The 23,604-nt window shown below is 49.6% G+C and carries 18 protein-coding genes; 17 read left to right on the forward strand and 1 reads right to left on the reverse strand.

What is annotated here, in order from left to right:
• Window position 1: 1 nt before the first annotated feature.
• Window positions 2–505: a hypothetical protein gene (locus GT1_RS05220; protein ID WP_188397834.1), complete on the reverse strand. Its 504-nt coding sequence runs from the start codon at window positions 503–505 to the stop codon at window positions 2–4.
• A gap of 759 nt (window positions 506–1,264) precedes the next feature.
• Between GT1_RS05220 and GT1_RS05225 the strand changes: the two genes are divergently transcribed.
• The 17 genes from GT1_RS05225 (at window position 1,265) to GT1_RS05305 (ending at window position 23,535) form a co-directional block, all read left to right on the forward strand.
• Complete coding sequence (locus GT1_RS05225; RefSeq protein WP_188397835.1) at window positions 1,265–2,593, forward strand: MFS transporter; 1,329 nt, start codon at window positions 1,265–1,267, stop codon at window positions 2,591–2,593.
• A gap of 89 nt (window positions 2,594–2,682) precedes the next feature.
• The gene (locus GT1_RS05230; protein ID WP_188397836.1) at window positions 2,683–3,840 is read left to right on the forward strand and encodes an FAD-binding oxidoreductase; all 1,158 of its coding nucleotides are present in this window, start codon (window positions 2,683–2,685) and stop codon (window positions 3,838–3,840) included.
• The gene (locus GT1_RS05235; protein ID WP_188397837.1) at window positions 3,837–5,126 is read left to right on the forward strand and encodes a (Fe-S)-binding protein; all 1,290 of its coding nucleotides are present in this window, start codon (window positions 3,837–3,839) and stop codon (window positions 5,124–5,126) included. The genes GT1_RS05230 and GT1_RS05235 overlap by 4 nt, the downstream gene beginning before the upstream one ends.
• A 5-nt stretch (window positions 5,127–5,131) precedes the next feature.
• Window positions 5,132–6,526 carry an FAD-binding oxidoreductase gene (locus GT1_RS05240; RefSeq protein ID WP_188397838.1) on the forward strand — a complete coding sequence of 465 codons (1,395 nt, stop codon included), beginning with the start codon at window positions 5,132–5,134 and terminating at the stop codon, window positions 6,524–6,526.
• Between the two features lie 38 nt (window positions 6,527–6,564).
• The gene (gene nifJ, locus GT1_RS05245; protein ID WP_188397839.1) at window positions 6,565–10,089 is read left to right on the forward strand and encodes a pyruvate:ferredoxin (flavodoxin) oxidoreductase; all 3,525 of its coding nucleotides are present in this window, start codon (window positions 6,565–6,567) and stop codon (window positions 10,087–10,089) included.
• A gap of 47 nt (window positions 10,090–10,136) precedes the next feature.
• Window positions 10,137–11,066 carry a dihydrodipicolinate synthase family protein gene (locus GT1_RS05250; RefSeq protein WP_188397840.1) on the forward strand — a complete coding sequence of 310 codons (930 nt, stop codon included), beginning with the start codon at window positions 10,137–10,139 and terminating at the stop codon, window positions 11,064–11,066.
• Between the two features lie 120 nt (window positions 11,067–11,186).
• Window positions 11,187–11,486, forward strand: coding sequence for a UxaA family hydrolase (locus GT1_RS05255; protein WP_188397841.1), 300 nt, complete (start codon window positions 11,187–11,189; stop codon window positions 11,484–11,486).
• Between the two features lie 189 nt (window positions 11,487–11,675).
• Window positions 11,676–12,839: a UxaA family hydrolase gene (locus GT1_RS05260; RefSeq protein ID WP_188397842.1), complete on the forward strand. Its 1,164-nt coding sequence runs from the start codon at window positions 11,676–11,678 to the stop codon at window positions 12,837–12,839.
• A 476-nt stretch (window positions 12,840–13,315) separates the two neighbouring features.
• Window positions 13,316–14,587: a lactate racemase domain-containing protein gene (locus tag GT1_RS05265; RefSeq protein ID WP_188397915.1), complete on the forward strand. Its 1,272-nt coding sequence runs from the start codon at window positions 13,316–13,318 to the stop codon at window positions 14,585–14,587.
• Between the two features lie 33 nt (window positions 14,588–14,620).
• Window positions 14,621–15,394 carry an HpcH/HpaI aldolase/citrate lyase family protein gene (locus GT1_RS05270; protein WP_188397843.1) on the forward strand — a complete coding sequence of 258 codons (774 nt, stop codon included), beginning with the start codon at window positions 14,621–14,623 and terminating at the stop codon, window positions 15,392–15,394.
• 12 nt (window positions 15,395–15,406) lie between these two features.
• Window positions 15,407–17,125, forward strand: coding sequence for a dihydroxy-acid dehydratase (ilvD, locus tag GT1_RS05275; RefSeq protein ID WP_188397844.1), 1,719 nt, complete (start codon window positions 15,407–15,409; stop codon window positions 17,123–17,125).
• 246 nt (window positions 17,126–17,371) lie between these two features.
• Entirely contained in the window at window positions 17,372–19,186 is a 1,815-nt protein-coding gene (locus GT1_RS05280; protein ID WP_188397845.1) for a thiamine pyrophosphate-dependent enzyme, read from the forward strand.
• On the forward strand, window positions 19,183–19,773 hold the full coding sequence (locus GT1_RS05285) for an indolepyruvate oxidoreductase subunit beta (RefSeq protein WP_188397846.1): 591 nt from the start codon (window positions 19,183–19,185) through the stop codon (window positions 19,771–19,773). The genes GT1_RS05280 and GT1_RS05285 overlap by 4 nt, the downstream gene beginning before the upstream one ends.
• Window positions 19,774–19,905: 132 nt before the next feature.
• On the forward strand, window positions 19,906–21,045 hold the full coding sequence (locus GT1_RS05290) for an acyl-CoA dehydrogenase (RefSeq protein WP_188397847.1): 1,140 nt from the start codon (window positions 19,906–19,908) through the stop codon (window positions 21,043–21,045).
• Window positions 21,046–21,083: 38 nt separating this feature from the next.
• Window positions 21,084–21,869: an electron transfer flavoprotein subunit beta/FixA family protein gene (locus GT1_RS05295; protein WP_188397848.1), complete on the forward strand. Its 786-nt coding sequence runs from the start codon at window positions 21,084–21,086 to the stop codon at window positions 21,867–21,869.
• A gap of 14 nt (window positions 21,870–21,883) precedes the next feature.
• A complete protein-coding gene (locus tag GT1_RS05300; RefSeq protein ID WP_188397849.1) occupies window positions 21,884–23,080 on the forward strand; it encodes an electron transfer flavoprotein subunit alpha in 1,197 nt (398 codons plus the stop codon).
• 38 nt (window positions 23,081–23,118) lie between these two features.
• Window positions 23,119–23,535, forward strand: coding sequence for a MaoC family dehydratase (locus GT1_RS05305; protein WP_188397850.1), 417 nt, complete (start codon window positions 23,119–23,121; stop codon window positions 23,533–23,535).
• Window positions 23,536–23,604 lie beyond the last annotated feature (69 nt).

A 23,604-nucleotide genomic window follows, 5' to 3' on the forward strand; every position in this document is an offset into this window, starting at 1 on the left:
ACTAGTGCTGACGCCTCAGCCTTTTCCCCTCCTCTCCCCTCCCCATCATTGATGGTGATGTCACAATCAGATGTACAGCCTGGCGGCATCTGAAGAGTGCATATGTGGAATAGCAGGCAAGTCCTATGGGAAGTATGACTACTATACTTCGGGCATAAATGAACAAGCAAAGGGAAAGGACCCACCCAAAAACTGCTATCCATTTCCAGCTATTCAATAGCTTTTTATAGTAACCAAGCATATGTAAAAGTTCTTCTTTAGTCTCCGCAAAGCTGGATACTGGCCGTGAACTCATAGAAGGACCTTTGGGGAAATGCGGTTTTTTTGATAATAATTTTCGAAGATAATACAGGCAAAGCAAAAAGAATAAAGGTGCAAAAACAACATTTTTTTCCAGGACTGCCATGGCTGTAAGTGCTGCAAAACCTATAATTGCAATACTGCGTGCAGCAATCTGCCCCTGCGGTTGTCCTTTTAAGCGTTCACTAATAGTTTTAAAAATCATACCGTCATTCCTCCATAATTATTTATATACATATACAAGAACAATGTTCATACATTAGAACAATAATTTTTCCTCCGATCGGAGGAAAAGTTATTTTAATATAATGGACTCAACGGAGTAATGAAAAATCCCTTAGTAGAATTATAATATTTTTAATTATTTGATAATATTAAACTAATACAAAAATGTGAAAAATGCAAGCAGTATTTTTGGTTAATAGTGCAAAATATAAAAAAAAGGTAAGACAATTAGTGTATTCTTCCGTATGTAAGCTATTTCTAATGAGTGAAAATTAACAATTGTAAAAAGATACTGGAAAAAAAACAATTATTGAAGTATAATAAGGGCATAAAAAGAGAACAAAGTTCTCATATAAGAACAAAAGCAATGTTGTGTGGTATAGAAAATTGCTTTTAGTCAAAAATTTATTATTTGTCGATTATCAAAAACTTTGTTCTTACATGAGAGCAAAGTAAAAAAATCATCATTATACAGAACAAAGTTCTCATATAAGAACTACAAGGGGGTGAATTTTATTGAAACACAATGCAAAAGAGCAAGAACTTTTTAGTCACAGGTTGACGCCTTGCGGATGGGGATAAATTGGGTGAGAGGCTATAGAAAAAACTTTCATGTCTGGTGGATGATATTTAGGTAAATACCAGCCCTGTTGTTAACGTCCGGCTATCCAACACCTAGGAGTGGACAGCGGAGAAGGTAGCAACGGGAAGAACCAAAGAAAATTTAGGAGGGGAACCCATGAATGATAAAGTATATGAAAAAAGTGTAATTAATAAAGTGACTTGGCGCCTCATTCCGTTTCTGGTTTTAAGCTATCTGCTATGTTACATTGACCGGGTAAATCTTGGTTTTGCTGCGCTAACCATGAATAAAGAATTAGGGTTTTCTGCGACTGTTTTTGGCTGGGGAGCCGGCTTGTTGTTTGTAGGTTATTTCCTGTTTGAAGTACCGAGCAATCTTGCACTGCAAAGATTCGGCGCCCGGATTTGGATTGCCCGGATTATGATTACCTGGGGCATTATTTCCGCCGCTATGGCTTTGATTCAGGGAACGGTAAGTTTTTATGTTATGAGATTTCTCCTCGGAGCAGCTGAGGCCGGCTTTTTTCCAGGTATTATTCTGTATCTGACCTATTGGTTTCCGGCAGAATACCGGGGCGTGATTATTTCTCGGTTTATGTTCGCCCAGCCCATTGCTCTCATGCTTGGTTCTGCTATTTCCGGCTGGCTGCTTAATCTGGATGGCGTTTGGGGGATTTCCGGCTGGAAGTGGATGTTTGTGTTGGAAGGGCTGCCGTCAGTACTGCTGGGTATTGTCACACTATTCTATCTTACCGATAAACCGGAAAAAGCTGAATGGCTAAAACCGGATGAGCGCAAATGGCTGCAAGCCCGGCTGGATGCGGAACGGAGCAAAGTGGAAGCGGTTCGTAAATACGGCTTCTGGGAAACCCTGCTGAATCCGCGGGTTTTATTGCTAGGCTTTACTTATGTGTGCATTGTTATCGGTATATATGGCGTGAATATGTGGCTGCCGCAAATTGTAAAAACGTTTAGTTCTCAGCTTAGCAACACCCAGATCGGATTAATCAGTGCCATTCCATTCGTATCCGCTGCCATTGGTATGTTGTTTATCGGTATAAGTTCAGACCATTTCCAGGAACGCAAGTGGCATTTGACCATCACCACCGTTCTGGCAGGCCTTACGCTTTTGGCCAGTGCGTATACCGGCAGCAGCAGCCCGGCCTGGACCATATTCTTCCTGTCTGTATCCAGTATTTGCCTGTATGGCTGTATGCCTATCTTCTGGACTTATCCGCCGGCTTTCCTAACAGGAACTGCAGCGGCGGCGGGTATTGCTTTGATTAATTCAATCGGCAATCTCGGCGGCTTCGCCGGTCCTTTCGCTGTCGGCTGGATTAAAGATACTACCGGCGATTTCCTTTATGGTTTGATTTTCCTAGGCTTTAGTGCAATCATCGGTGCTTTGGTAGCTTATATAGTATGTACAAAAACCGAACAAACCCAGGCAAAAGCCGCCGTCAGCCGGGCGGAATCTGTTAATTAATCCGCCAAACAAAAAAATGCAGATTGCGCCGTCAGCCGGCAGATGGCGGCGCAATCAAAAGATTACGTAAATCAAAGGAAGGGAATACCATGGGAAATGTTGATAGTCGAATAGTGACTAATAGCGATGAACTACAAGAAATTTTACTTCTGGCGCAACAGCTGAAAACAGCAGTCCATTTATACCGGCAAGGAAATGGCGGGATTCAGTTAGACTTTAGCCAGTGGAAAGAAATAGAGCAATTTGATGCCGATAATCTGATGATCATTGCGCCGCCGGGTTTGAAGCTGCAGGACTTAAACGCCGCTATCGCCGCGCAAGGGTTGCGCTTCATCCCGGCCGATTCACCGGCTTTTGCCCAACTCAGTGTTGGAGAGTGGGCTTATCGGGGTTGCCCGAATTTGTCCGCCTGGAAATACGGTGTTGGAAAACACTTTTTATTAGGTGCCAGTTATGTTTTACCAAATGGCGAAATAGTGCCGGTGGGCGGGAAATGCATCAAAAATGTGAGCGGTTATGATTTTACCCGTTTTTTGACCGGGGCTTACGCCGACCTGGCTGTAGGTGTACAGTACGTCATAAAGCTTATGCCGCAGCCTGCCTGTCGCATCGCTTACCATGTGGAGCTGGCTTCCTTGTCTGACGCAATTAAGCTGGTTGGAATGTTGCATAATCGTCCGGTACCACCTGTCTGGCTATTCTGGATGGACCAAGTGACAGGGGAAAAGCTGACCGGCGGAGCCCAGGCCGGCCACCGTATTATGTTTGAACTGGACGGCAATGAAGCCGAAGTGCGAGAGTACGTCGAGACTGTGGAGCGCATTTTTATTGACTGCAATGTAAAAATTGTGGAGGGCCAGACAGCGCCGCCGGATTTGTCAGGACTGGAGAAAGAGCTGAATGAGTTCTGGCTGCTGGATGAATTCAAAATTCCTTACCTACAAGTGGGCCATTTTGCCGCAGAGGCGGACAGGTTGCTGGTTAAAGCTGGTTGCAGAGGCGGACTGTTCGGACAACTGGCCGACGGGAAAATCCATTTATATGCGGCAAAAGAGGAGAAAGCGCTGACTGAACTAGTCCATTCTCTACAGAATGTTGCCCGGAACCTGGGAGGCACCGCCAGCGGCAAGTATCAACGCTTATATCAAAGCGGCCTGGCGGGAAAACTGATGGATTTAGAAAAGGCCTTTAAGCGGCGGTATGATCCGGCGGGGATCCTTAACCGGTCCGAGGAGGTGTCGCAATGAAAGAACAAGATTTGATGCAAGAAATTGCCCGGGAAGTGGTCAAATGCAGCCGCTGCGGCAATTGCCGGTCTATTTGTCCGGTTTTTCTGGAAGAAAACAATGAGAATACCACTCCCCGCAGCAAAGCCCGAATGATGGAAGCGGTGGCAGACGGAGAACTGGAGTTGACGCCCGGGATGCAGGAACGGTTTGCCAAATGTTTGTTTTGCAAAGCCTGCAAGGCTCATTGCGGTTCCGGTGTAGGTACTGATGCCCTGATTTTGGGGGGGCGGACCGCTCTGGCGAAACAGAATGGTATTCCTTTTTTGAAGAAGGCAGCCTTTACCGGGTTGCGCTACCGCAAATTCTTTGATTTGTTTTTACGGAGCGGTGCTCTGTTTCAGGGACTCATGTTCAAAAAAATGCCGGATGGTCGCGGCCGGATTGCCCGTTTTCCTCTGCCAGGTGCTGGCTTTAGTGTCCGCCGGGTGATACCGGATTTGGCGTCCCGGCCTTTCCGGTCTGCGGCCAGCGGATTGGTGAAGGCTAAAACGCCTGCCGGCAAGGGACGGGTTATCTTTTTTACCGGCTGTACGCTGAACTATATTTATCCCCAGGTTGGTGATGCTGTGATAAATATCCTGACAGGTGCCGGCTGGGATGTAGTCATTCCCGCAGAGCAGTGCTGTTGCGGCACGCCGGCTTTTACCAGCGGGGACTTAGACACCGGCCGGATGTTGGCAGAACAAAATATTAAAATTTTGGCAGAAGCGAACGGTGATTATATTGTTACCGCCTGCGGCACCTGCGGCGCTGCTTTGCGGGACGAGTATTCACTGGTGTTGGCAGACTCGCCTCAGCTTAAGACCTGGCACGGTTTATCCGGCAGGGTGCTGGATATCGCGGAATTTGCCGTGCAGCACTGCGATTTGTCACAATTGGGCCCTGTGCCGCTTAAAGTGACCTATCACGACCCCTGTCATCTGGTGCGGGGAATGAATGTAGCGGCTGAACCCCGCCGGATTCTCCAGGCCATTCCGGGAGTGGAATACATAGAAATGCAGGATGCCAACCGCTGCTGCGGCGCCGGTGGCAGCTTCAGTGCTTCCTACTATGAATTATCCCGGAAGATCAATGACAAGAAACTGAATTGTGCCGAAGCTACCGGCGCGGATATTCTGGTTACCGGCTGCTCGTCTTGCCGGATGCATATTACCGACGGCCTGAGTCAGCGGGGTAGCGCCATGAAAGTGCTGCATACCGCTGAAATTCTTGCCATGGCTTCTGCCGCCGGCCGAAAGGAGTAAAAAATATGTTGAGTGACAAAGTCATCAATGAACTGGCTGCCATTGTGGGGAAAGCCGAGATATTACTGGCACCGGAGGATATGATCGCGTACTCCCATGATGCCACTATGTTCAGCCATAAGCCGGAAGCAGTTGTACGGCCGGCGAACCGGGATGAGGTAGCGGCGGTCGTCCGAATTGCGGCCCGTCACCGGATTCCGCTAACCTGCCGCGGAGCGGCCACTTGCTTGTCAGGAGGGGCAGTTCCTTTGAAAGGCGGCATCGTATTAGAGCTGACCCGTATGAACCGTATTCATAAAATTGATCCGGTAAACCGGATTGCTGTGGTGGAGCCGGGAGTCATTACCTTTGATTTGATTTCCCGGGTTGCCGCCGAAGGGCTGTTGTATCCTCCCGATCCTTCCAGCATGAAGGAGTCCACCATTGGCGGTAATGTAGCTGAATGTGCCGGCGGGCCCAAAGGTGTAAAATACGGTATTACCCGGAATTTCGTTTTGGGGCTGGAAGCGGTATTGGCCGACGGGAGCATTGTGGAAACAGGTAATGATGTGGACGGCGACATGTGCGGGCCGGACTGGACGATGCTATTTACCGGCTCGGAAGGGACAATGGCTGTTATCACCCGCATTTCACTGCGCCTGGTCCAGTTGCCGCAGACCAAAAAAACCTTGCTGGCGATTTACGACCGGCTGGAAGACGCTGCCCTGACAGTTAGCAAGACCATGGCCGGCGGCATTGTGCCCACAACTTTGGAGATTATGAATGACCGGACTATTGTGGCTGTGGAAAACTATTTAAAAATAGGCCTGCCGGTTAATGCCGGAGGATTATTGCTGATTGAGGTGGACGGTGTACCCTCTACTGTGGAAGAGAACGCTTTGAAAATTAGTGAAATATGCCGGCAGTGCGGCGCTACGGAAGTGAAAATAGCGCAAACGGCTGAAGAAGCGGAAGATTTGTGGCGGGCCCGACGGGCCATCGGCGCGGCTTTCGGGAGGGTGGCGCCAAGTAAATTCGCCGAGGACTCCACTGTTCCCCGCAGCCTGGTGCCCGAACTGGTAAACCGCATGCTTACCATTCAGGAAAAGTACGATGTTCCGGTATTTATCTGCGGGCATGCCGGTGATGGCAACATGCATCCTACTATATTATTTGACCGGCGGGATAAGGACCAGACAGAACGAGCTGAAAAAGCCCTGGAAGAACTGCATTTTATTACCCTTGAACTAGGAGGGACATTAAGCGGTGAACACGGCATCGGGTTTGCCAAAGCTCCGTTCCTGCGGGCCGAGGCAGGAGAAACAGGCTATCAAATGGGCCGGGAGGTTAAAACGATACTTGATCCGTCAGGTATTATGAATCCGGGCAAAATGTTCTTTTATGAAGGCAAGTTGCACTAATAAAATAAAGTGTTTTTATTTGGTGAGGAGTGTTCCTTATGTCTAAACGTTTAATGAAAACAATGGACGGCAATACCGCCGCCGCCCATGTAGCCTATGCGTTTACCGAAATGGCGGCTATCTACCCGATTACTCCCTCATCGCCAATGGCCGAGCTGACAGACCTCTGGTCCTCCCAAGGCAGAAAAAATCTATTCGGGCAGCCGGTACGAGTCATTGAAATGCAATCAGAGGGCGGTGCTGCCGGAACATTGCACGGCTCTTTGCAGGCGGGGGCATTGACGACAACCTATACCGCTTCTCAAGGGTTATTGCTGATGATCCCCAATATGTATAAAATCGCCGGTGAATTGCTGCCCGGAGTGTTTCATGTCAGCGCCCGGGCATTGGCGGCTAATGCCCTGAGTATTTTCGGCGATCACCAGGATGTGATGGCTGCCCGGCAAACCGGGTTTGCTCTTTTGGCTGCAGGCAGTGTCCAGGAAGTCATGGATATGGCGGCTGTGGCTCATTTGTCGGCCATCCAAAGCCGCATTCCCTTTCTGCATTTCTTTGATGGGTTCCGGACTTCGCATGAGGTACAGAAAATTGAAATTCTGTCCTATGAAGAACTGGCAGCTTTGCTGGACTGGGAAGCTGTCCGGGAATTCCGGCGGCGGGCACTGAATCCGGATCATCCTGTGGTTCGTGGCACGACCCAAAATCCTGATATCTATTTCCAGACTCGCGAGGCTGTAAATAAATTCTATCAATCGCTGCCCGCCATTGTGGAAGAAAATATGAAGAAAATCAACAGCCTTACCGGCCGCTGCTATCAACCGTTCAATTATTATGGTGTGCCGGATGCCGAACGGCTTATTGTAGCTATGGGTTCCGGCTGTGATGTCATCCGGGAAACGATAGCCTACCTGAATGCCCGGGGCGAAAAAACCGGCCTGGTGGATGTTCATTTATACCGGCCATTTTCTATCAGCCATTTACTTAACGTTATTCCCGGCAGTGTCAGAAAAATTGCTGTGCTGGACCGCACCAAAGAACCGGGAGCAGCGGGCGAACCCCTCTATCTGGATGTCAGAAATGCTTTGTTTGGCCGGGCAAACTTCCCGGTTATCGTGGGCGGTCGTTACGGCTTGGGCTCAAAAGATTTTACGCCGGCTCAAGTTGCGGCGGTTTATGAAAATCTGAACAGAGAGCAGCCGCAGGACGGGTTTACTGTAGGGATTGTGGATGATGTGACACTTACTTCGTTGCCGGAATATCCGGCAGACTTGGACACTACGCCGCCGGGAACAAAAAATTGCAAGTTTTGGGGTATGGGTTCTGACGGAACAGTCGGTGCCAACAAGAACAGCATTAAAATCATCGGCGATCACACCGATTTATATGCTCAGGCCTATTTTGCCTATGATTCCAGAAAATCCGGCGGGCTGACCGTTTCTCACCTGCGTTTTGGCCCCCAACCTATTTCCTCTTCCTACCTGATTACCCGGGCGGATTTTGTGGCTTGCCATAATCAGAGCTATGTCCAGCAGTATGATGTGCTGGCCGGTTTGAAGCCGGGAGGAAACTTCCTTTTGAATTGCCTGTGGAACAGGCAGGAGCTTGAAGAGTATATTCCAGTGGCGATGAAACGTTATATAGCCGAAAACCAGATCGAATTTTATACAGTCAACGCTGTGGATATTGCCAGGGAAATAGGTCTTGGCGGGCGGATCAATATGGTGATGCAGGCAGCTTTCTTCAAATTGACCGAAATTATTCCCCTGGAAGACGCTGTCCGTTACCTGCGGCAGGCGGTGACGGAATCCTACGGCAAGCAGGGACAAACCGCCATTGACATGAATTTTGCCGCTATTGAGCAGGGTATCCAGGGGCTGGTGCGGCTTGAAGTGCCACCGGCTTGGAAAAATGCGGTGGCGGAAAAAAGTGTGCAAACGGTGGAGTCGGTGCCTGCATTTATTGAACAAGTGGTTCTCCCCATGAATCGCCAGGAAGGCGACAAACTGCCTGTCAGCGTGTTTAACGGCCGGGAAGACGGGACCTTTCCGCTGGGTGTGACTGCCTGGGAGAAAAGAGGCATTGCTGTGCAAACGCCAGAATGGCAGCCGGAAGCCTGTATTCAGTGCAATCAATGCGCCTTTGTCTGTCCCCATGGGGTCATCCGGCCGATGCTGGTCAGGGAGGAAGATGTAAAAACGGCGCCGGCAGGCTTTGCCGTCAAGCAGGCAAGCGGCGACTCCGGCCGCCGGTTCCATTTGGCGATTTCCGCTTTGGATTGCACTGGCTGCGGTAATTGCGTGGATGTTTGCCCGGCCAGGGAAAAGGCTCTGGTCATGGCGGATTTGGCCGGACAGCAGTCTGGCTGTAAAATGCGATGGGATTTTGCCAAGACCCTGGCTGACAAATTTGTGGCCGAGAGCCGGCCCTTGACAGTAAAAAGCAGTCAGTTTGCACCGCCGTTGCTGGAATTCTCCGGTGCCTGTGCCGGCTGCGGCGAAACCCCCTACGCCAAACTGGTCACCCAGCTGTTTGGCGATCGGATGATGATTGCCAATGCTGCCGGCTGTTCCACTGTTTGGGGAGCCAGTGCTCCGTCCATAGCCTATACCGTAAATGACAAAGGCCGCGGACCGGCCTGGGGCTTCTCCCTCTTTGAGGATAATGCTGAGTACGGTCTGGGGATGCATTTGGGAACAGCCCAGGTTCGCAAGGTCTTGGCTGGCGAAGTGGAACAGGCTTTGCGGGAAAATATAAGTGATGAGCTGAAAGACGCCTTGACAGACTGGCTGGTCAATCTGAATCAGGGAGCAGAAAGTCGCCGCCGGGCTGACAATATGATTGCCGCTTTGGCAAAGGAAAAAGGGGATCATGCTCTTTTGAACCGGATTTATGAACAAAGAGATTTTCTGGTGAAGCGATCCCAGTGGATTTTCGGCGGCGACGGCTGGGCCTATGATATAGGCTACGGTGGTTTAGATCATGTGCTGGCCGCCGGTGAAGATGTGAATGTGCTTGTTTTCGATACCGAGGTATATTCCAATACCGGTGGACAATCCTCAAAGGCCACGCCGACGGCGGCTATTGCCCAATTTGCTGCTGCCGGCAAGCAAATGCGCAAAAAAGATCTGGGCATGATGATGATGTCTTATGGTTATATTTATGTGGCGCAAATTGCCATGGGCGCGGATAAAAGCCAGACACTGAAAGCCATTATTGAAGCTGAGGCCTATCCCGGCCCCTCGCTGATCATAGCTTATGCTCCCTGCGTTAACCACGGTATTGCCGCCGGCATGGGCAAAAGCCAGGAACAGGCCAAGCGGGCAGTTGCAGCCGGGTATTGGTCTTTATACCGGTACAATCCTCAACTGAAAGAGCAAGGGAAAAATCCATTTACGCTGGATTCAAGGGAACCGGAGGCCAGCTTCCAGGATTTTCTTCAAAGTGAAGTGAGATATTCGGCTCTGCTCCGGCGGTTTCCTGAAGCGGCCCGAAACCTGTTTGACAGAGCGGAGCAGGATGCCAAAGACAGACTGGCTCAGTATAAGCGCCTGGCAAAACAGTGAAAGGATAGAAATAGACCGGTAAACGATTACAATAGGAGGCTGTTATTATGTTTAATCCATCAGGAATTTATGCGGCTATGCTGACGCCGTTTAAGGCCGATGGTGAAGTCAATGAAGAAGTACTTCGGCAAATGGTTGATTTCCTGATTGCTAAAGGGCTGCATGGATTGTTCCCGGTTAGCTCAGTCGGTGAATTTGTCCATATGTCGCTAGAACAATGTTATCGGTTTATGGAAGTAGTCGCCCAGCAGGCCAAGGGAAAAATAGCAATAACTCCTGGGGTTAGTTCGACCTGTGCGGAGCATTCGATAAAGTTATCGCGTAAGGCGGAAGCGTTGGGTTGTGATGGTGTAGTTATTTGTCCGCCGTATTATTATCCGATTAGCCAGGAAAATATGGAAAAGCATTTTGAGCTTGTTGCTGATGCTACTACGCTTCCCGTCATTTTATATAACATACCGCTATTTGCTACACCGATCTCCAGTGATGTTGTTGAAAGACTGAGCTGCCGCGCAAATATAGTTGGTATGAAAGACTCAAGCGGTAATATGGTGGAACTGATGCATTATATGGATAAGGTGCGCCGGACGGGTTCTGATATGAATTTTCTGGTCGGCAGGGAAGAAATACTGGCTCCGGCTCTAACCGTTGGTGCCTGTGGCTGTATGACGGCGAGTGCGGGGATTATTCCTGAAATCATGGTGGGTATTTGGGATGCTTATCAAGCTGGCGACTATGAAAAAGCCAATCGGATTCAAAGGGCTATGCTGCCTCTGATCCGTGCCATGTTTGCTGCGCCATTTCCGGTTGGCTTTAAGGTAGCTCTTGAATTGCGTGGTTTCGCGATGGGACCCTATAAGCAACCATTGGCTAGCAGCGAACAAGAAAACTTGCAGGCAGTAAAAGTGAAAATAAAAGCTGTCTTAAAAGAACTTCTTGAGTTTATTCGGCACGAGGGTTTAGATAAGGCTATGTAATATAAATAAAGAAAAAAGTTGGCTAGAGCCAATTAATTAGGATGGTTGAAGGTTTTGATTTATCATGATAATCACAATTGCAGACAGTAGAATCTGAATGTAGATCAGGAGGGAAACAAGATGAGTAAGTCTCAAGCCATTATGATGAAAGCCATTGACAATGTGGCAACTGCGACCCAGGAAATCTTGCCCGGAACCGACATAACGGTTACTATTGACGGTGCTATGGTTGGCATTCATGTCACTGAGAAAATCCCTTTTGGTCATAAAGTTGCCATCAGGGAAATTGCAAAAGGGGACAAGATTATTAAATATGGTGCGGTGATCGGTGAAGCCACAGCACACATTCACCCGGGGCAGCATACCCATGTGCATAATTTGGGCGGGTGCCGCGGCCGAGGTGACTTATCCGATGGCTAACCCGCTCTAAGACTCCCATTTTCTATAAATGGGAGTTATACCCCTACGGGCACAGGCGAGCGGTTAAGCCCCTGGATAAGGGCGACTAACCTTCAGATGGGTTAAAACCCACCTGAAGCTAAGTCTACTTTATAGGCAGGTAAGCGTTACTGGAAATATTAATATAATACTGACAGGAGTGGAGCAGATATGGAATTTATGGGATATCGCCGTCCGGACGGAACGGTTGGCATTCGCAACCATGTATTAGTTATACCTACTGTGGTGTGTGCAAATCAGGTAGCCAGGGGAATTTCCCAGGCAGTTAAAGGCAGCGTATGGGTTGAGCATCAGCATGGCTGTTCACAGCTTGCGCCAGATGCCGCACAAACGGCACGGGTATTTGTGGGGCACGGTACTAATCCCAATGTGTATGGTGTAGTTGTCGTTGGCTTAGGGTGTGAAGTGGTACGGGCGCAGGATGTAGCGGCGGAAATAAAGAAACAATGTCCTTATAAACCGGTGCATTGTGTAATTATTCAAGAGGCAGGCGGTTCATATAAAGCCATTGCAGAAGGTTCAATTGAAGCTCACCAGATGGTTGAACAAGCTTCGGCACTTTCGCGCGAGCCAATTGATATATCTGAATTAATTTTAGGAACCGAATGCGGCGGCTCTGACGCCTGTTCAGGACTTTCAGCCAATCCGGCATTAGGAGCAGCAAGCGATCTTCTGGTTGATGCCGGCGGTACATCCATTATCTCGGAAACACCGGAACTTATCGGGGCAGAACATATTCTTGCAGGCAGAGCAGTCAGCCAGGATGTAGCCAACCGTTGCATTGCAACTATCAAAGCCTTCGAAGATAATGCCAACGCTATTGGGGTTGATATGCGCGGCGGTAATCCGACACCGGGGAATATTGAAGGAGGACTGTCGTCCATAGAAGAAAAATCATTAGGCTGCGTTTATAAAGGTGGCACCAGGCCGCTGGTGGACGTTATCGGGTATGCCGAAAAGATTATGAAAAAAGGACTTGTCTATATGGATACTCCCGGTAATGATATCGAACAATTAACTGGTATGGCTGCAGGCGGCTGCCACATTTGTGTTTTCACCACAGGCCGTGGCACACCTACCGGTTCTGCAATTGTCCCGACAATGAAAGTTGCCTCAAATACCGCTATGTATAACAACATGGCAGGTAACATGGACATTAATGCCGGCACAATTGTCGACGGAGATGAAAGCATAGAGCAAGTGGGGCGGCGGATTTTTGAGGAAATGATCCGGGTAGCCTCCGGTAAGCGAACTAAGGCTGAGATTTTGGGACATAATGACTTTGGCATTCAGCGGATCGGGCCTACTTTGTAGAGGGTAAAAGGGGAAAGCAGCTTATGCGGCTGAAAAGATGGTATCCGGGATCTATTTCAGCTGAATAAGTTCCCCGCACACGGTGTTGCTATTCGACTGACAGGTGAGTTATGCGGAAACTTATACGGAAAGTACAGGAGTCTGGGTAAAAAGTATAGTGACAATTTGAAAAAATTAAAGAATTTTTTCAAATATGGCAGGAGAATAAGAAAAAATATAGTATATATATCTTTATCTAAATGTAAGTTGTGACTAAAATGATGAACTGTGTTCACAAACGAGAACTTAATTAAGAATCAGCTGGTTTATTTAGTGGTGACGAAGGGCTGCAACGCGTTATCTCTATCTCAAGTTGCTGAAGCCGACTAGATCGAGGTAATACAGTCAATGAAAAATGTGTTCTTATTAATGAACTCGCTTCAGAAAAGAGAACAAAGGTAATAAAGTTTACTTGATTATTTGGGGAGGTGGCGACAATAGGCATTATTCAGGAACTTTTAGCTGATATCCCTATGCCGCGAATGGTCAAAGTACGTCAAAATTTCATTGCGCCCGAATTGGATAATGTGGTAGAAGCATTGGGGCAAGAGTTTCAAAAAACCGGTGTTGGCGACCGTATTATGCCTGGTATGCGCATAGCTATCGCTGTTGGCAGCCGGGGAGTCGCGGAAATTTCCGCGATTACACGGGCGACTGTTGCTGAAATTAAAAAACGGGGCGGGCAGCCCTTTGTGGTTCCCGGCATGGGAAGTCACGGCGGCGCAACCGCTGAAGGACAAGAGCAAGTGCTTAAAGAGTTAGGAGTAACAGCAGACAGTGTCGGTTGTCCGATTATCTCCTCCATGGAGGTGGTCGAGGTTGGCAAATTAGCAAACGGGCTTGCGGTATTAATTGATAAGCATGCCTATGAGGCAGACGGTATCGTGGTTATTAACCGGGTTAAACCACACACCGCCTACCGTGGTCCCTGTGAAAGCGGATTGGCAAAAATGCTTACAATTGGCTTGGGAAAACAAAAAGGCGCTGATTCATGTCACGCTTATAGTTTTAAACATATGGCCGAGCATGTTGTTGAAATGGCAAAAATCAAGATTGCACAAACTCCTGTACTATTCGGTATTGCTACAGTGGAAAATGCCTATGACAGGGTGGCAAAGATTGTCGCAGTACCGGCGGAAAAAATCATTGAAGTGGATCAAAAACTGCTTATTGAGGCCAAAGAGAGAATGCCCAGGATTTTGTTTGAACAAATTGACGTGCTGATTGTCGACCGGATTGGCAAAGAAATATCCGGTGACGGCATGGACCCGAATATTACAGGCCGTTATGCTACTCCTTATGCCAGTGGCGGGCCGGAGGTTGTTAAGCTGGTTGTGCTGGATTTAACGCCGCAAACCCATGGTAACGCCAATGGCATGGGAACCGCTGACTTTACGACCCGCAAGCTGTTTCATAAGATTGATTTTGAAAGCACCTATGCCAATTGTCTGACATCGACCATTGCCGTCCCCGCCCGGATTCCGCTTATTATGGAAACAGACAAGGAAGCTGTCCGGGCGGCGATAAAGACCTGCAATGCGCGCGACCTGAGCAAGGCTAAAATTGTGCGGATTAAAGATACACTGCACTTGGGTGAGATTTATATTTCCGAAGCCTTGCTGGCCGAAGCTGCAGACAATCCGGCTATTGAGGTAAGCAGTCAACCGGCGAATATGCAGTTTGATACTGCCGGCAACCTAATCTGGTAGTCTTGCGAATATAGACAGAGGAGTGTAGAGAAAATGGCGCTATTGAAAGAAAGGTTAAAAAGAGGTGACATGGTCTTCGGGCCTTTTGTAAACCTATGTCATCCGGCTGTATTAGAAGTTGCCGGTTTTGCAGGCTTTGATTTTGCGATCATTGATACCGAGCATGGTGAGTTATCCTCCGACCGGGCTGTTGACATGATCCGGGCAGCCAAACTCGCGGGGATTAGCCCGGTAGTCAGGGTTTACGGCAACCAGCCGGAACTAATTGCCAAGGCTTTGGACATCGGGGCCGAGGGTGTGCAAGTTCCCCAAATTGGCAATAAACAAGAAGCGCAAGCTGCCGTAAATGCAGCTAAGTTTTCCCCGGAAGGGGCTCGCGGCTGTAACCGCTATGTACGGGCGGCAGGCTATTCCTCTATGGATAAGTTTACCTACTTCAGCGCTGCCAATCAGGAAACGGCCGTAATTCTCCAGGTTGAGGGCAAGGAAGGAATAGAGAATTTATCTGAGATTCTTACGGTTAAGGGTATTGATGTACTGTTTATCGGTCCGTACGATTTGTCGGCTTCGTTAGGTATACCCGGGCAGGTGGATCATCCGGACCTGGTGGCAGAGATGCAAAAGAATATGAAATTAGCCGGCGAGGCCGGTATTGCCATCGGTTTCTTTGTCGATGATGTCGAAACAGCTATCAAATGGAAGCGTTGGGGAATACAGTATATATCCTTTGCCGCTGATGTCGGTTTGTTGTATCAAGCCTTTAGCAAAGCGGTTAAAGCTTTTCAGGAAGAAAAAGTACAGGCGTAAAGGAGGATAACAATGCAGCAAAAATGTCAAGACGCCCGTAATTTATGGGCTCAGGTAGACGCTTTGCGGATGGGTATGAACTGGTCGGAAGACGATATTGAAAAACCGCAGATTCTCATTGATGATGTTTTTGGCGAAAGCCATCCCGGCAGTTTTCATCTGGATGTTCTTAGTGATGAAGCCGCGATTGGCATTTATGAAAGCGGCGGCAGGCCGGCAAAGCATCATGTTACCGACATTTGTGACGGCTGGGGCCAAGGCCATGACGGCATGAATTATATTTTGGCATCCCGGGAAGCTATCGCCGATATGGTGGAAATACACGCTTCGGTCATTCCCTGGGACGGCATGATCCTGATTTCCAGCTGCGATAAAGCAGGGCCTGCCCATCTGATGGCCGCTGCCCGTATGGATATTCCCACAATCCATATTCCTGGCGGTTCCATGCGGGTGGGACCGGATATGGGAACCTCCGGTCTGGCTGGACCATTGTCGGCCAAATCGAAAAAAGGTCAGGTCACCAATGTTGAGATGCGAAATTACAAGCTTACCGGCTGTCCGTCCTGCGGCGCTTGTCAGTTCATGGGAACTGCCAGTACCATGCAATGTATGTCGGAAGCATTGGGGTTGGCCTTACCGGGCAGCGCTTTGATGCCTTCGACTTTTGCCGAGATTCGCCGCAACGCCCGGCGTGCCGGGCGGCAGGTCCTTTACCTGGCGCAGCAGGGGATAACCGCTGGTAAGATACTTACCAAAGCTGCTTTTGAAAATGCCATTAAAGTGCATGCAGCCATTGGCGGCAGCACAAATGCCTTGATTCACCTGCCGGCCATCGCCCATGAACTGGGAATACAGATTGATCCGGAGCTGTTTGACAAATGCAGCCGTGAAATTCCCTATTTAACCAATATCCAGCCAAGTGGGAAATATGTAACCGAATTGCTCTGGTTTGCCGGTGGTATCCCGATGGTTCAGTGGCATATCAAGGACTATCTGAACCTGGATGTTATGACGGTAACCGGCCGGACACTGGGAGAAAACCTGGAGCATTTGCAGCAGGAAGGTTTCTTTGAGCGCGGCCTCGATTATCTTAAAAGCTATAATGTGCCTGCCGAAGAAATAATCAAGCCGGTGGCCAAAGCAAAGCAATATGGCTCAATTGCTGTACTTAAAGGTAATATCGCGCCAGAAGGTTCTGTCATCAAATACTCGGCTGTCGTGCCGGCTATGCACCAGCACGTTGGTCCGGCAGCTGTATTTAATAGCGAAGAAGACGCGCAAAAAGCAATTATTACCGGCGCAGTTAAACCAGGCAATATCGTGATTATTCGTTATGAGGGACCTAAAGGGTCGGGTATGCCGGAAATGTTTATGACAACAGACGCCATTGTCTTTGATGAAACCCTCAACGGCACGGTGGCGTTAATAACCGATGGGCGCTTTTCCGGTGCCAGCCGGGGACCTTGTGTGGGTCATGTTTCGCCAGAAGCAGTGGAAGGCGGTCCGATTGCGCTTATTGAAAATAATGACCTCATCGAGATTGACATACCGGCCCGTCAACTTAATATTGTAGGTATTGCCGGGGAAAGAAAAACGCTGGAGGAAGTTGCACAAATATTGGTGCGAAGAAAGGAAGAGTGGCAGCTTCCTGAACGAAAGCCAAGAAAGGGCGTCCTGAAAAAGTATACGGAAAGAGCCGTTTCGGCCATGTCCGGGGCCTATATGAAGTAACCGTAAAGGCCAAAAAAACTGCGGAAAATCCAGGGCTTTTGGTTGGAACTTTGGCCATACAAGGAAAAAAACTCTACCCTTTACATTGAACTTAGTTCCAAATAAAGAACAATAATTTGCAGTACGATCTGGGACAAACAACCGTTAAGTTCCAGTGTGGCTGAATCCTGGTTTGCATGCAGGCCGGGTAGATCAGGCAAATAGAAAAAAAGATTTATGATTCTCAGAATTGGGGGAGACAGAAAGATGCAAAAACAGTTTATGCTGGGCAATGAGGCTATCGCCCGGGGCGCAGTGGAGTCCGGAGTTAAAGTAGTTGCAGGGTATCCCGGTACTCCGGCTACAGAAATCGTGGATCACTGTGCCGAATTCGGGGTTTATGCCGAATGGTCCACTAACGAAAAACATGCCTTTGAGGTTGCGGCTGCCGGCTCGCTTACCAACCAGCGTGCCATGGCGGTTATGAAACACAACGGCACTAACGCTGCCGCCGATTTTCTCATGCATATCAATTTTACCGGTATCAAAGCAGGCATGGTCCTGATTTCCGCTGATGATCCGGGTGGACTTTCCTCCCAGTGCGAGGAAGATACCCGGATTCTGATTCACAATTATGCGCATATACCTGTTTTTGATCCGGCCAGTGTGCAGGAAGCCTATGAAATGACCAAGGCTGCGATTGAACTGTCCGAGAAGACCGAAGTGTTGTTTGCTTTGCGTCCGGTCATGAGAATCAATCATGCCGGTAGTATGGTTACCTTTAATCCCGACGCTAAGCCGGAAGTGAAAAAGCCTGATTTTGTTATTGACCGCAGCCGGTATGTCATGTCAGCCGTAGTGGAAAAAGAACTTGGCGGCGAGCTTCGACCCAAAATGCGTCACCGCTGGCTGAATGAAAAACAGGTTGAACTTAAGGCCATTATGGAAACATCCCCCTTCAACTGGGTGGAAGCAGGCGAAGGTGAAATCGGCTTTATCGGCTGTGGCATCGGTTATGCATTCCTGAAAGAAGCAGAACAAATTTACGGTAAAAAACTGCCGATACTGAAGCTTTCCACTTTGCCGCTGCCGGAAAAGAAAGTGCTTGAATTTGTAAAAGGTCTGAAAAAGCTAGTTGTTTTTGAAGAAATCGAACCGGTTGTAGAAACCTTGATTAAAGAGCTCTGCTTTGAAAATAACATTCAGCTGGAGATTCTCGGCAGAGATACTTATTTGCCGAAAGAAGGCGAACTGTCTGCCGGCTTTGTTCTTACTGCGATTGAGAATGTTTTTGCCGATAAGGCGTATCCTGTGCCGGTTTCGCAATATATCCCGGCCCGTACCAGGACCCAGTGCTCCGGCTGCAGCCATCGCGGCCTCTTAATCGCGCTCAAGGAAGTAGTCAAGAAAAACGGCGGCGTGGTTACCGGCGATATTGGCTGCCATGACGCCGGCACCTTTGAACCGATGAAGCTGCAGGCAACCATTTATTGTATGGGCTCTTCCATTCCCATGGCATACGGCATCAAAGCCGCCGGTTTTGACAAGCCCACGTACGCCCTGATTGGGGATTCCACTTTCTATCATAATGGCCTGACCGGCCTGGCAAGCGCCATCTTCAATAAAGCCAATATTACTGTTATTATCGGCTACAATTCCACCACCGCCATGACTGGTTTCCAACCGCATCCCGGCAGTGAGAACAACCTGACCCAGGATGGGCTGCAACCGATGGACCCGGGTGTTGTGGCTGCTGCTATGGGGGCCAAGGTTTTCCGCTGCAACCCCTATAATGTGGAAGAAACAATTAAGGTAATCAACGAAGCAACCGCCGAAACAGGCGTTAAAGTCGTAATCGCCGAAGCGCTGTGCTACCTTAAATTCGGTCGCGAAAACAAAATTTCCTATACTTTCCGCAATATTACCGTAGATGAGGAGGTTTGCAACGGCTGCAGCCTTTGTGTCCGCACCTTCGGCTGTCCGTCAATTACCATTGTCAACGAAAAGGCAACAATCGATTACAGCAGTTGCAACGGCTGCGGGGTTTGTGTATCAGTGTGCAAAAGGGGGGCCCTCAAGTGAAATTTGATTTAGTTATTGCCGGTGTTGGCGGGCAAGGTAACATATTAGCATCCCAGGTTATCGCCAAATGCGCCATGGATGCCGGCTACAATGTTGTAAATACGGAAACCAAGGGAGCTGCCCAGCGCGGTGGTTCGGTACTTTCCCATGTGCGCATCGCCGACAGCGAAATCTATTCACCGCTTGTTCCCCAGGGGCAAGCCGATATTCTTCTTGGCTTTGAGCCGCTGGAAGCGCTGCGATATATTAACATGCTAAGCAAAAAGGGCACCTATATCATCAACACCGCACCGGTGCCGACCATACTGGCTAACCTGAAGGTAGACGAGTATCCATCACAGGAGCAAATGATTGCTGCTATTAAGGAGAAGGGAGTCAGCGGCTATTTCCTCAATGCTACCCAGGCTGCCAAGGATATCGGCAATGTGCTGCTCACCAATGTGATCATGCTGGGGGCCTTCACCAGAATCAGCAAGCTGCTGCCGCCTGACGCCATTTTGCAGATGCTGCTTAGCATGGTAAAGGAAAAATTCCATGCCGACGACAAAAAAGCGTTTGAATGCGGTCAACGCCTGATCCAGGTTTAACTGACGATAAAGCAGCAGAGCGCTGGCGTAACCGGGATAATAGGAGACAGCGTATCCTATTATCCCATGATATAACCTACCGGTATTTTCGTATCCTGAACCCAAAGTTATTACACATGGGAGGAATTGTACATGAGATTTGACTTTACGGAAGAACAGCTTATGATGCAGAAGATGGTCCGCGAATTTGCGGAAAAAGAGGTTGCCCCAGGAGCGGCTGAACGGGATGAAAAAGAGGAATTTTCCCGGGAACTCTATGACGCCATGGGGGAAATGGGACTGACCGGCATCTGCTTTCCCGAACAGTATGGCGGTGCCGACGGCGATTACCTAAGCTACATCATGGCAGTTGAAGAAATATCCCGTGCCGATGACAGCGTGGGTGTCACTCTGGCTACGTCAGTATCCCTGTGCCAGGGGCCTATTTTCGCCTACGGCACGGAAGAACAGAAAGAAAAATATTTGACCCCGCTGGTGGAAGGCAGCAAACTGGGCGCATTCGGCTTGACTGAGCCCAATGCCGGCACTGACGCTGCCTCGCAGCAGACCGTGGCGGTGGATCAAGGCGACCACTACCTGATCAACGGCAGCAAGATCTTCATCACCAACGGCGGTGAAGCTGAAACCTACGTCATCTTTGCCATGACTGACAAAACCAAGGGAGTCAAAGGCATTACCGCGTTCATTATTGAAAAAGGCATGCCTGGTTTTACTTTTGGCAAGAAAGAACACAAGCTGGGTATTCGCGGCTCGATCACCATGGAATTGATTTTCCAGGACTTGAAAGTGCCGAAAGAAAATCGTCTGGGTAAAGAAGGCGAGGGCTTTAAAATTGCCATGAGCACGCTGGACGGCGGCCGGATCGGTATTGCTGCGCAAGCCCTGGGCATTGCGCAGGCCGCACTTGATGCTTCTGTCAAATACTCCAAAGAAAGAATCCAGTTCGGCAAGCCCATTGCCAGCAATCAGGCCGTTGCTTTTATGCTGGCCGATATGGCTACCAAAATCGATGCGGCCCGGTTCCTGGTATACCGGGCGGCCTATCTGAAGGATCAGGGCAAATCCTTTAGCAAAGAAGCGGCCATGGCCAAAATGTACGCTTCTGATATTGCCATGGCAGTGACCACCGACGCTGTCCAGATTTTCGGCGGTTACGGCTATATCCGCGAATATCCGGTGGAGCGCCTGATGCGCAACGCCAAAATCACCCAGATATACGAAGGAACTAACCAAGTGCAGCGGATTGTTATTTCAAGTTCCCTGCTCAGGTAACCGGATAAAACCCCTATCTCACTTCGGGAGGATAAGCAATGGAAATAGTCGTATGTGTCAAGCAAGTGCCTGATACAACAGAAGTAAAGATCGATCCTCAGACTAACACCCTGATCCGGCAGGGAGTGCCGAGTATTGTCAATCCCTTTGACAAAAACGCGGTGGAAGCTGCCATTCAGCTTAAAGAAAAGCATGGCGGCAAGGTGACGGTTATCAGCATGGGACCGCCTCAGGCCAAGGATGCCCTAAAAGAGTGCCTGGCCATGGGAGCCGATGAGGCGGTGCTGGTGAGTGACCGCGCCTTCGGTGGTGCCGATACGCTGGCAACTAGCTATACGCTGGCCGCCGCCATCCGGAAAATTGGCAATGTGGACCTGATCATTTGTGGCAAGCAGGCTATTGACGGCGATACTGCCCAAGTCGGGCCGGAGGCTGCCGAACATCTCGGCCTGCCTCAGGTCACTTGTGCAGCCAAGATTGAAGTCGAGGCCGGCAAGGTCCGGGTAGAGCGCGAGCACGAGGAAGGCTATGAAGTCATTGAGGCGCAGTTGCCGCTCCTGATTACTGTTGTGAAATCCATCAACGAACCACGCTTCCCCACTGTAAAAGGCACGATGAAGGCCAACCGTAAAGAGATACCGGTATGGACGGTCAATGAGCTTACTGTTGATCCGGCAAAGCTGGGACTCAAGGGTTCACCGACCCAGGTTCGCCGTATCTTTACTCCCCAGCAGCGCACACAGGGTGAAATTATCCAGGCAGATACCGCCAGAGAAGCGGTGCTGGCGCTGATGGGAAAACTAGCTGACGCGAAGATCATCTGACAGGGGGGAAATACATGGCAGTATGTGTAACAAACGAATGTGTCGCCTGCGGCAGCTGTGTTGCAGCTTGTCCGTTCGGTGCGATTGAGATGGCAAATGAAACGGCACAGATTACCGAGGCCTGCACCGCCTGCGGCGCCTGTATCGAGACCTGTCCGGTCGCCGCCATTGTCCGCGACGATGAGGGACAGTCCGCTGTGGTTGTTGACAAAGACGCCTACCAAGGTGTCTGGGTATATATGGAAACCTATGAAGGCAAAATCCGTGGTGTCGGGCATGAACTGCTGGGCCAGGGGCGTGTTCTGGCTGAAGCTCTGGGGCAGGAACTGGCAGCCGTCATTATTGGCGATGGTGTAGAAGCCCTGGCCGGCGAGGCTTTTGCCAGCAGCGCATCCAAGGTTTATCTGGTGGAAGGGCCGGAATACCAGCATTATAATACGGACGCCTATACTGCTGCTTTTACCGATCTAATCAAGCGGTACCAACCTTCGGTTATTTTAATGGGCGCCACCAATGATGGCCGTGATCTTGGACCGCGGGTGGCCTGCAGGGTCGGTACCGGCCTGACGGCCGACTGTACCAACCTTGGCATTGACGAGCAAACCGGTCTGGTAGCCTGGACCCGCCCCGCGTTCGGCGGCAATATCATGGCCACCATCCTCTGTCCGGAACACCGGCCCCAGATGGGCACCGTCCGGCCAAAAGTGTTCAAGCGCCCGGAGCAGGACTTTAGCCGTATCGGTGAAATTGTACGGGTTGCCAGCCCGGTTAGTCCAGCCGATATCCGGACCAAGTTTGTGGAATTGATCAAAGTGTGTACCGCAGCCTGCAATTTGGAAGAAGCAGACATCATCGTGTCCGGCGGCAGGGGTATGTGCGGCCCGGAAAACTTCTGCCTCATCGAGGATTTGGCCGGTGTCCTGGGCGGCGCGGTAGGTGCATCCAGGGCTGCCGTTGATGCCGGCTGGAAGCCTGCCATCCATCAGGTGGGTCAGACCGGAAAAACAGTGGGACCCAAAATTTACTTTGCCTGCGGTATATCCGGCGCCATTCAGCATTTGGCAGGCATGTCGTCTTCTGACACCGTTATTGCCATTAATAAAGATGCCGATGCCCCTATCTTCAAGATGGCCGACTATGGCATTGTCGGCGACGTCATGGAGGTCTTGCCGTTATTAACGCAGGAATTCAAAAAAATCAAAAGTGCTTAATAAACTTGCTTTAACATAGCAAGAGGAGGTGACGAACAATGGTACAGGATATTCCTTTTGCCGACCTGAAAATCGGCGACAAGGCCAGCATGTCCAAAACCGTGTCCGAATATGACGTGTATGCCTTTGCCGGAATAACCGGAGACTACAATCCGGTTCATATTGACGCCGAATATGCCAAGACCACTATGTTTAAGGAACGAATCGCCCACGGTATGCTGTCGGCCGGTTTTATCTCAGCCGTCATCGGCACCGCGCTGCCGGGAGCCAATTCTATCTATATGGGCCAGGAACTGACTTTTAAAGCACCGGTAAAAATCGGTGATACGGTTACCGCTACCGTGGAAGTCATTGAAAAAATCGAGGCCAAAAAACGCGTTATCCTGCGCACTACTGTTACCAATCAGGATGGCGTCCTCGTAGTCGATGGCAAGGCCACCATGCTGAAAAAGTAGATTCTGCTTATCCTCAGGGCCCTTATTTGCATACAATAAGGGCCTTGTTGAATCTATACGGATGGAATG

Source organism: Sporomusa sp. GT1 (genome assembly GCF_014634905.1).
Taxonomy (GTDB): Bacteria; Bacillota; Negativicutes; order Sporomusales; family Sporomusaceae; genus Sporomusa; species Sporomusa sphaeroides.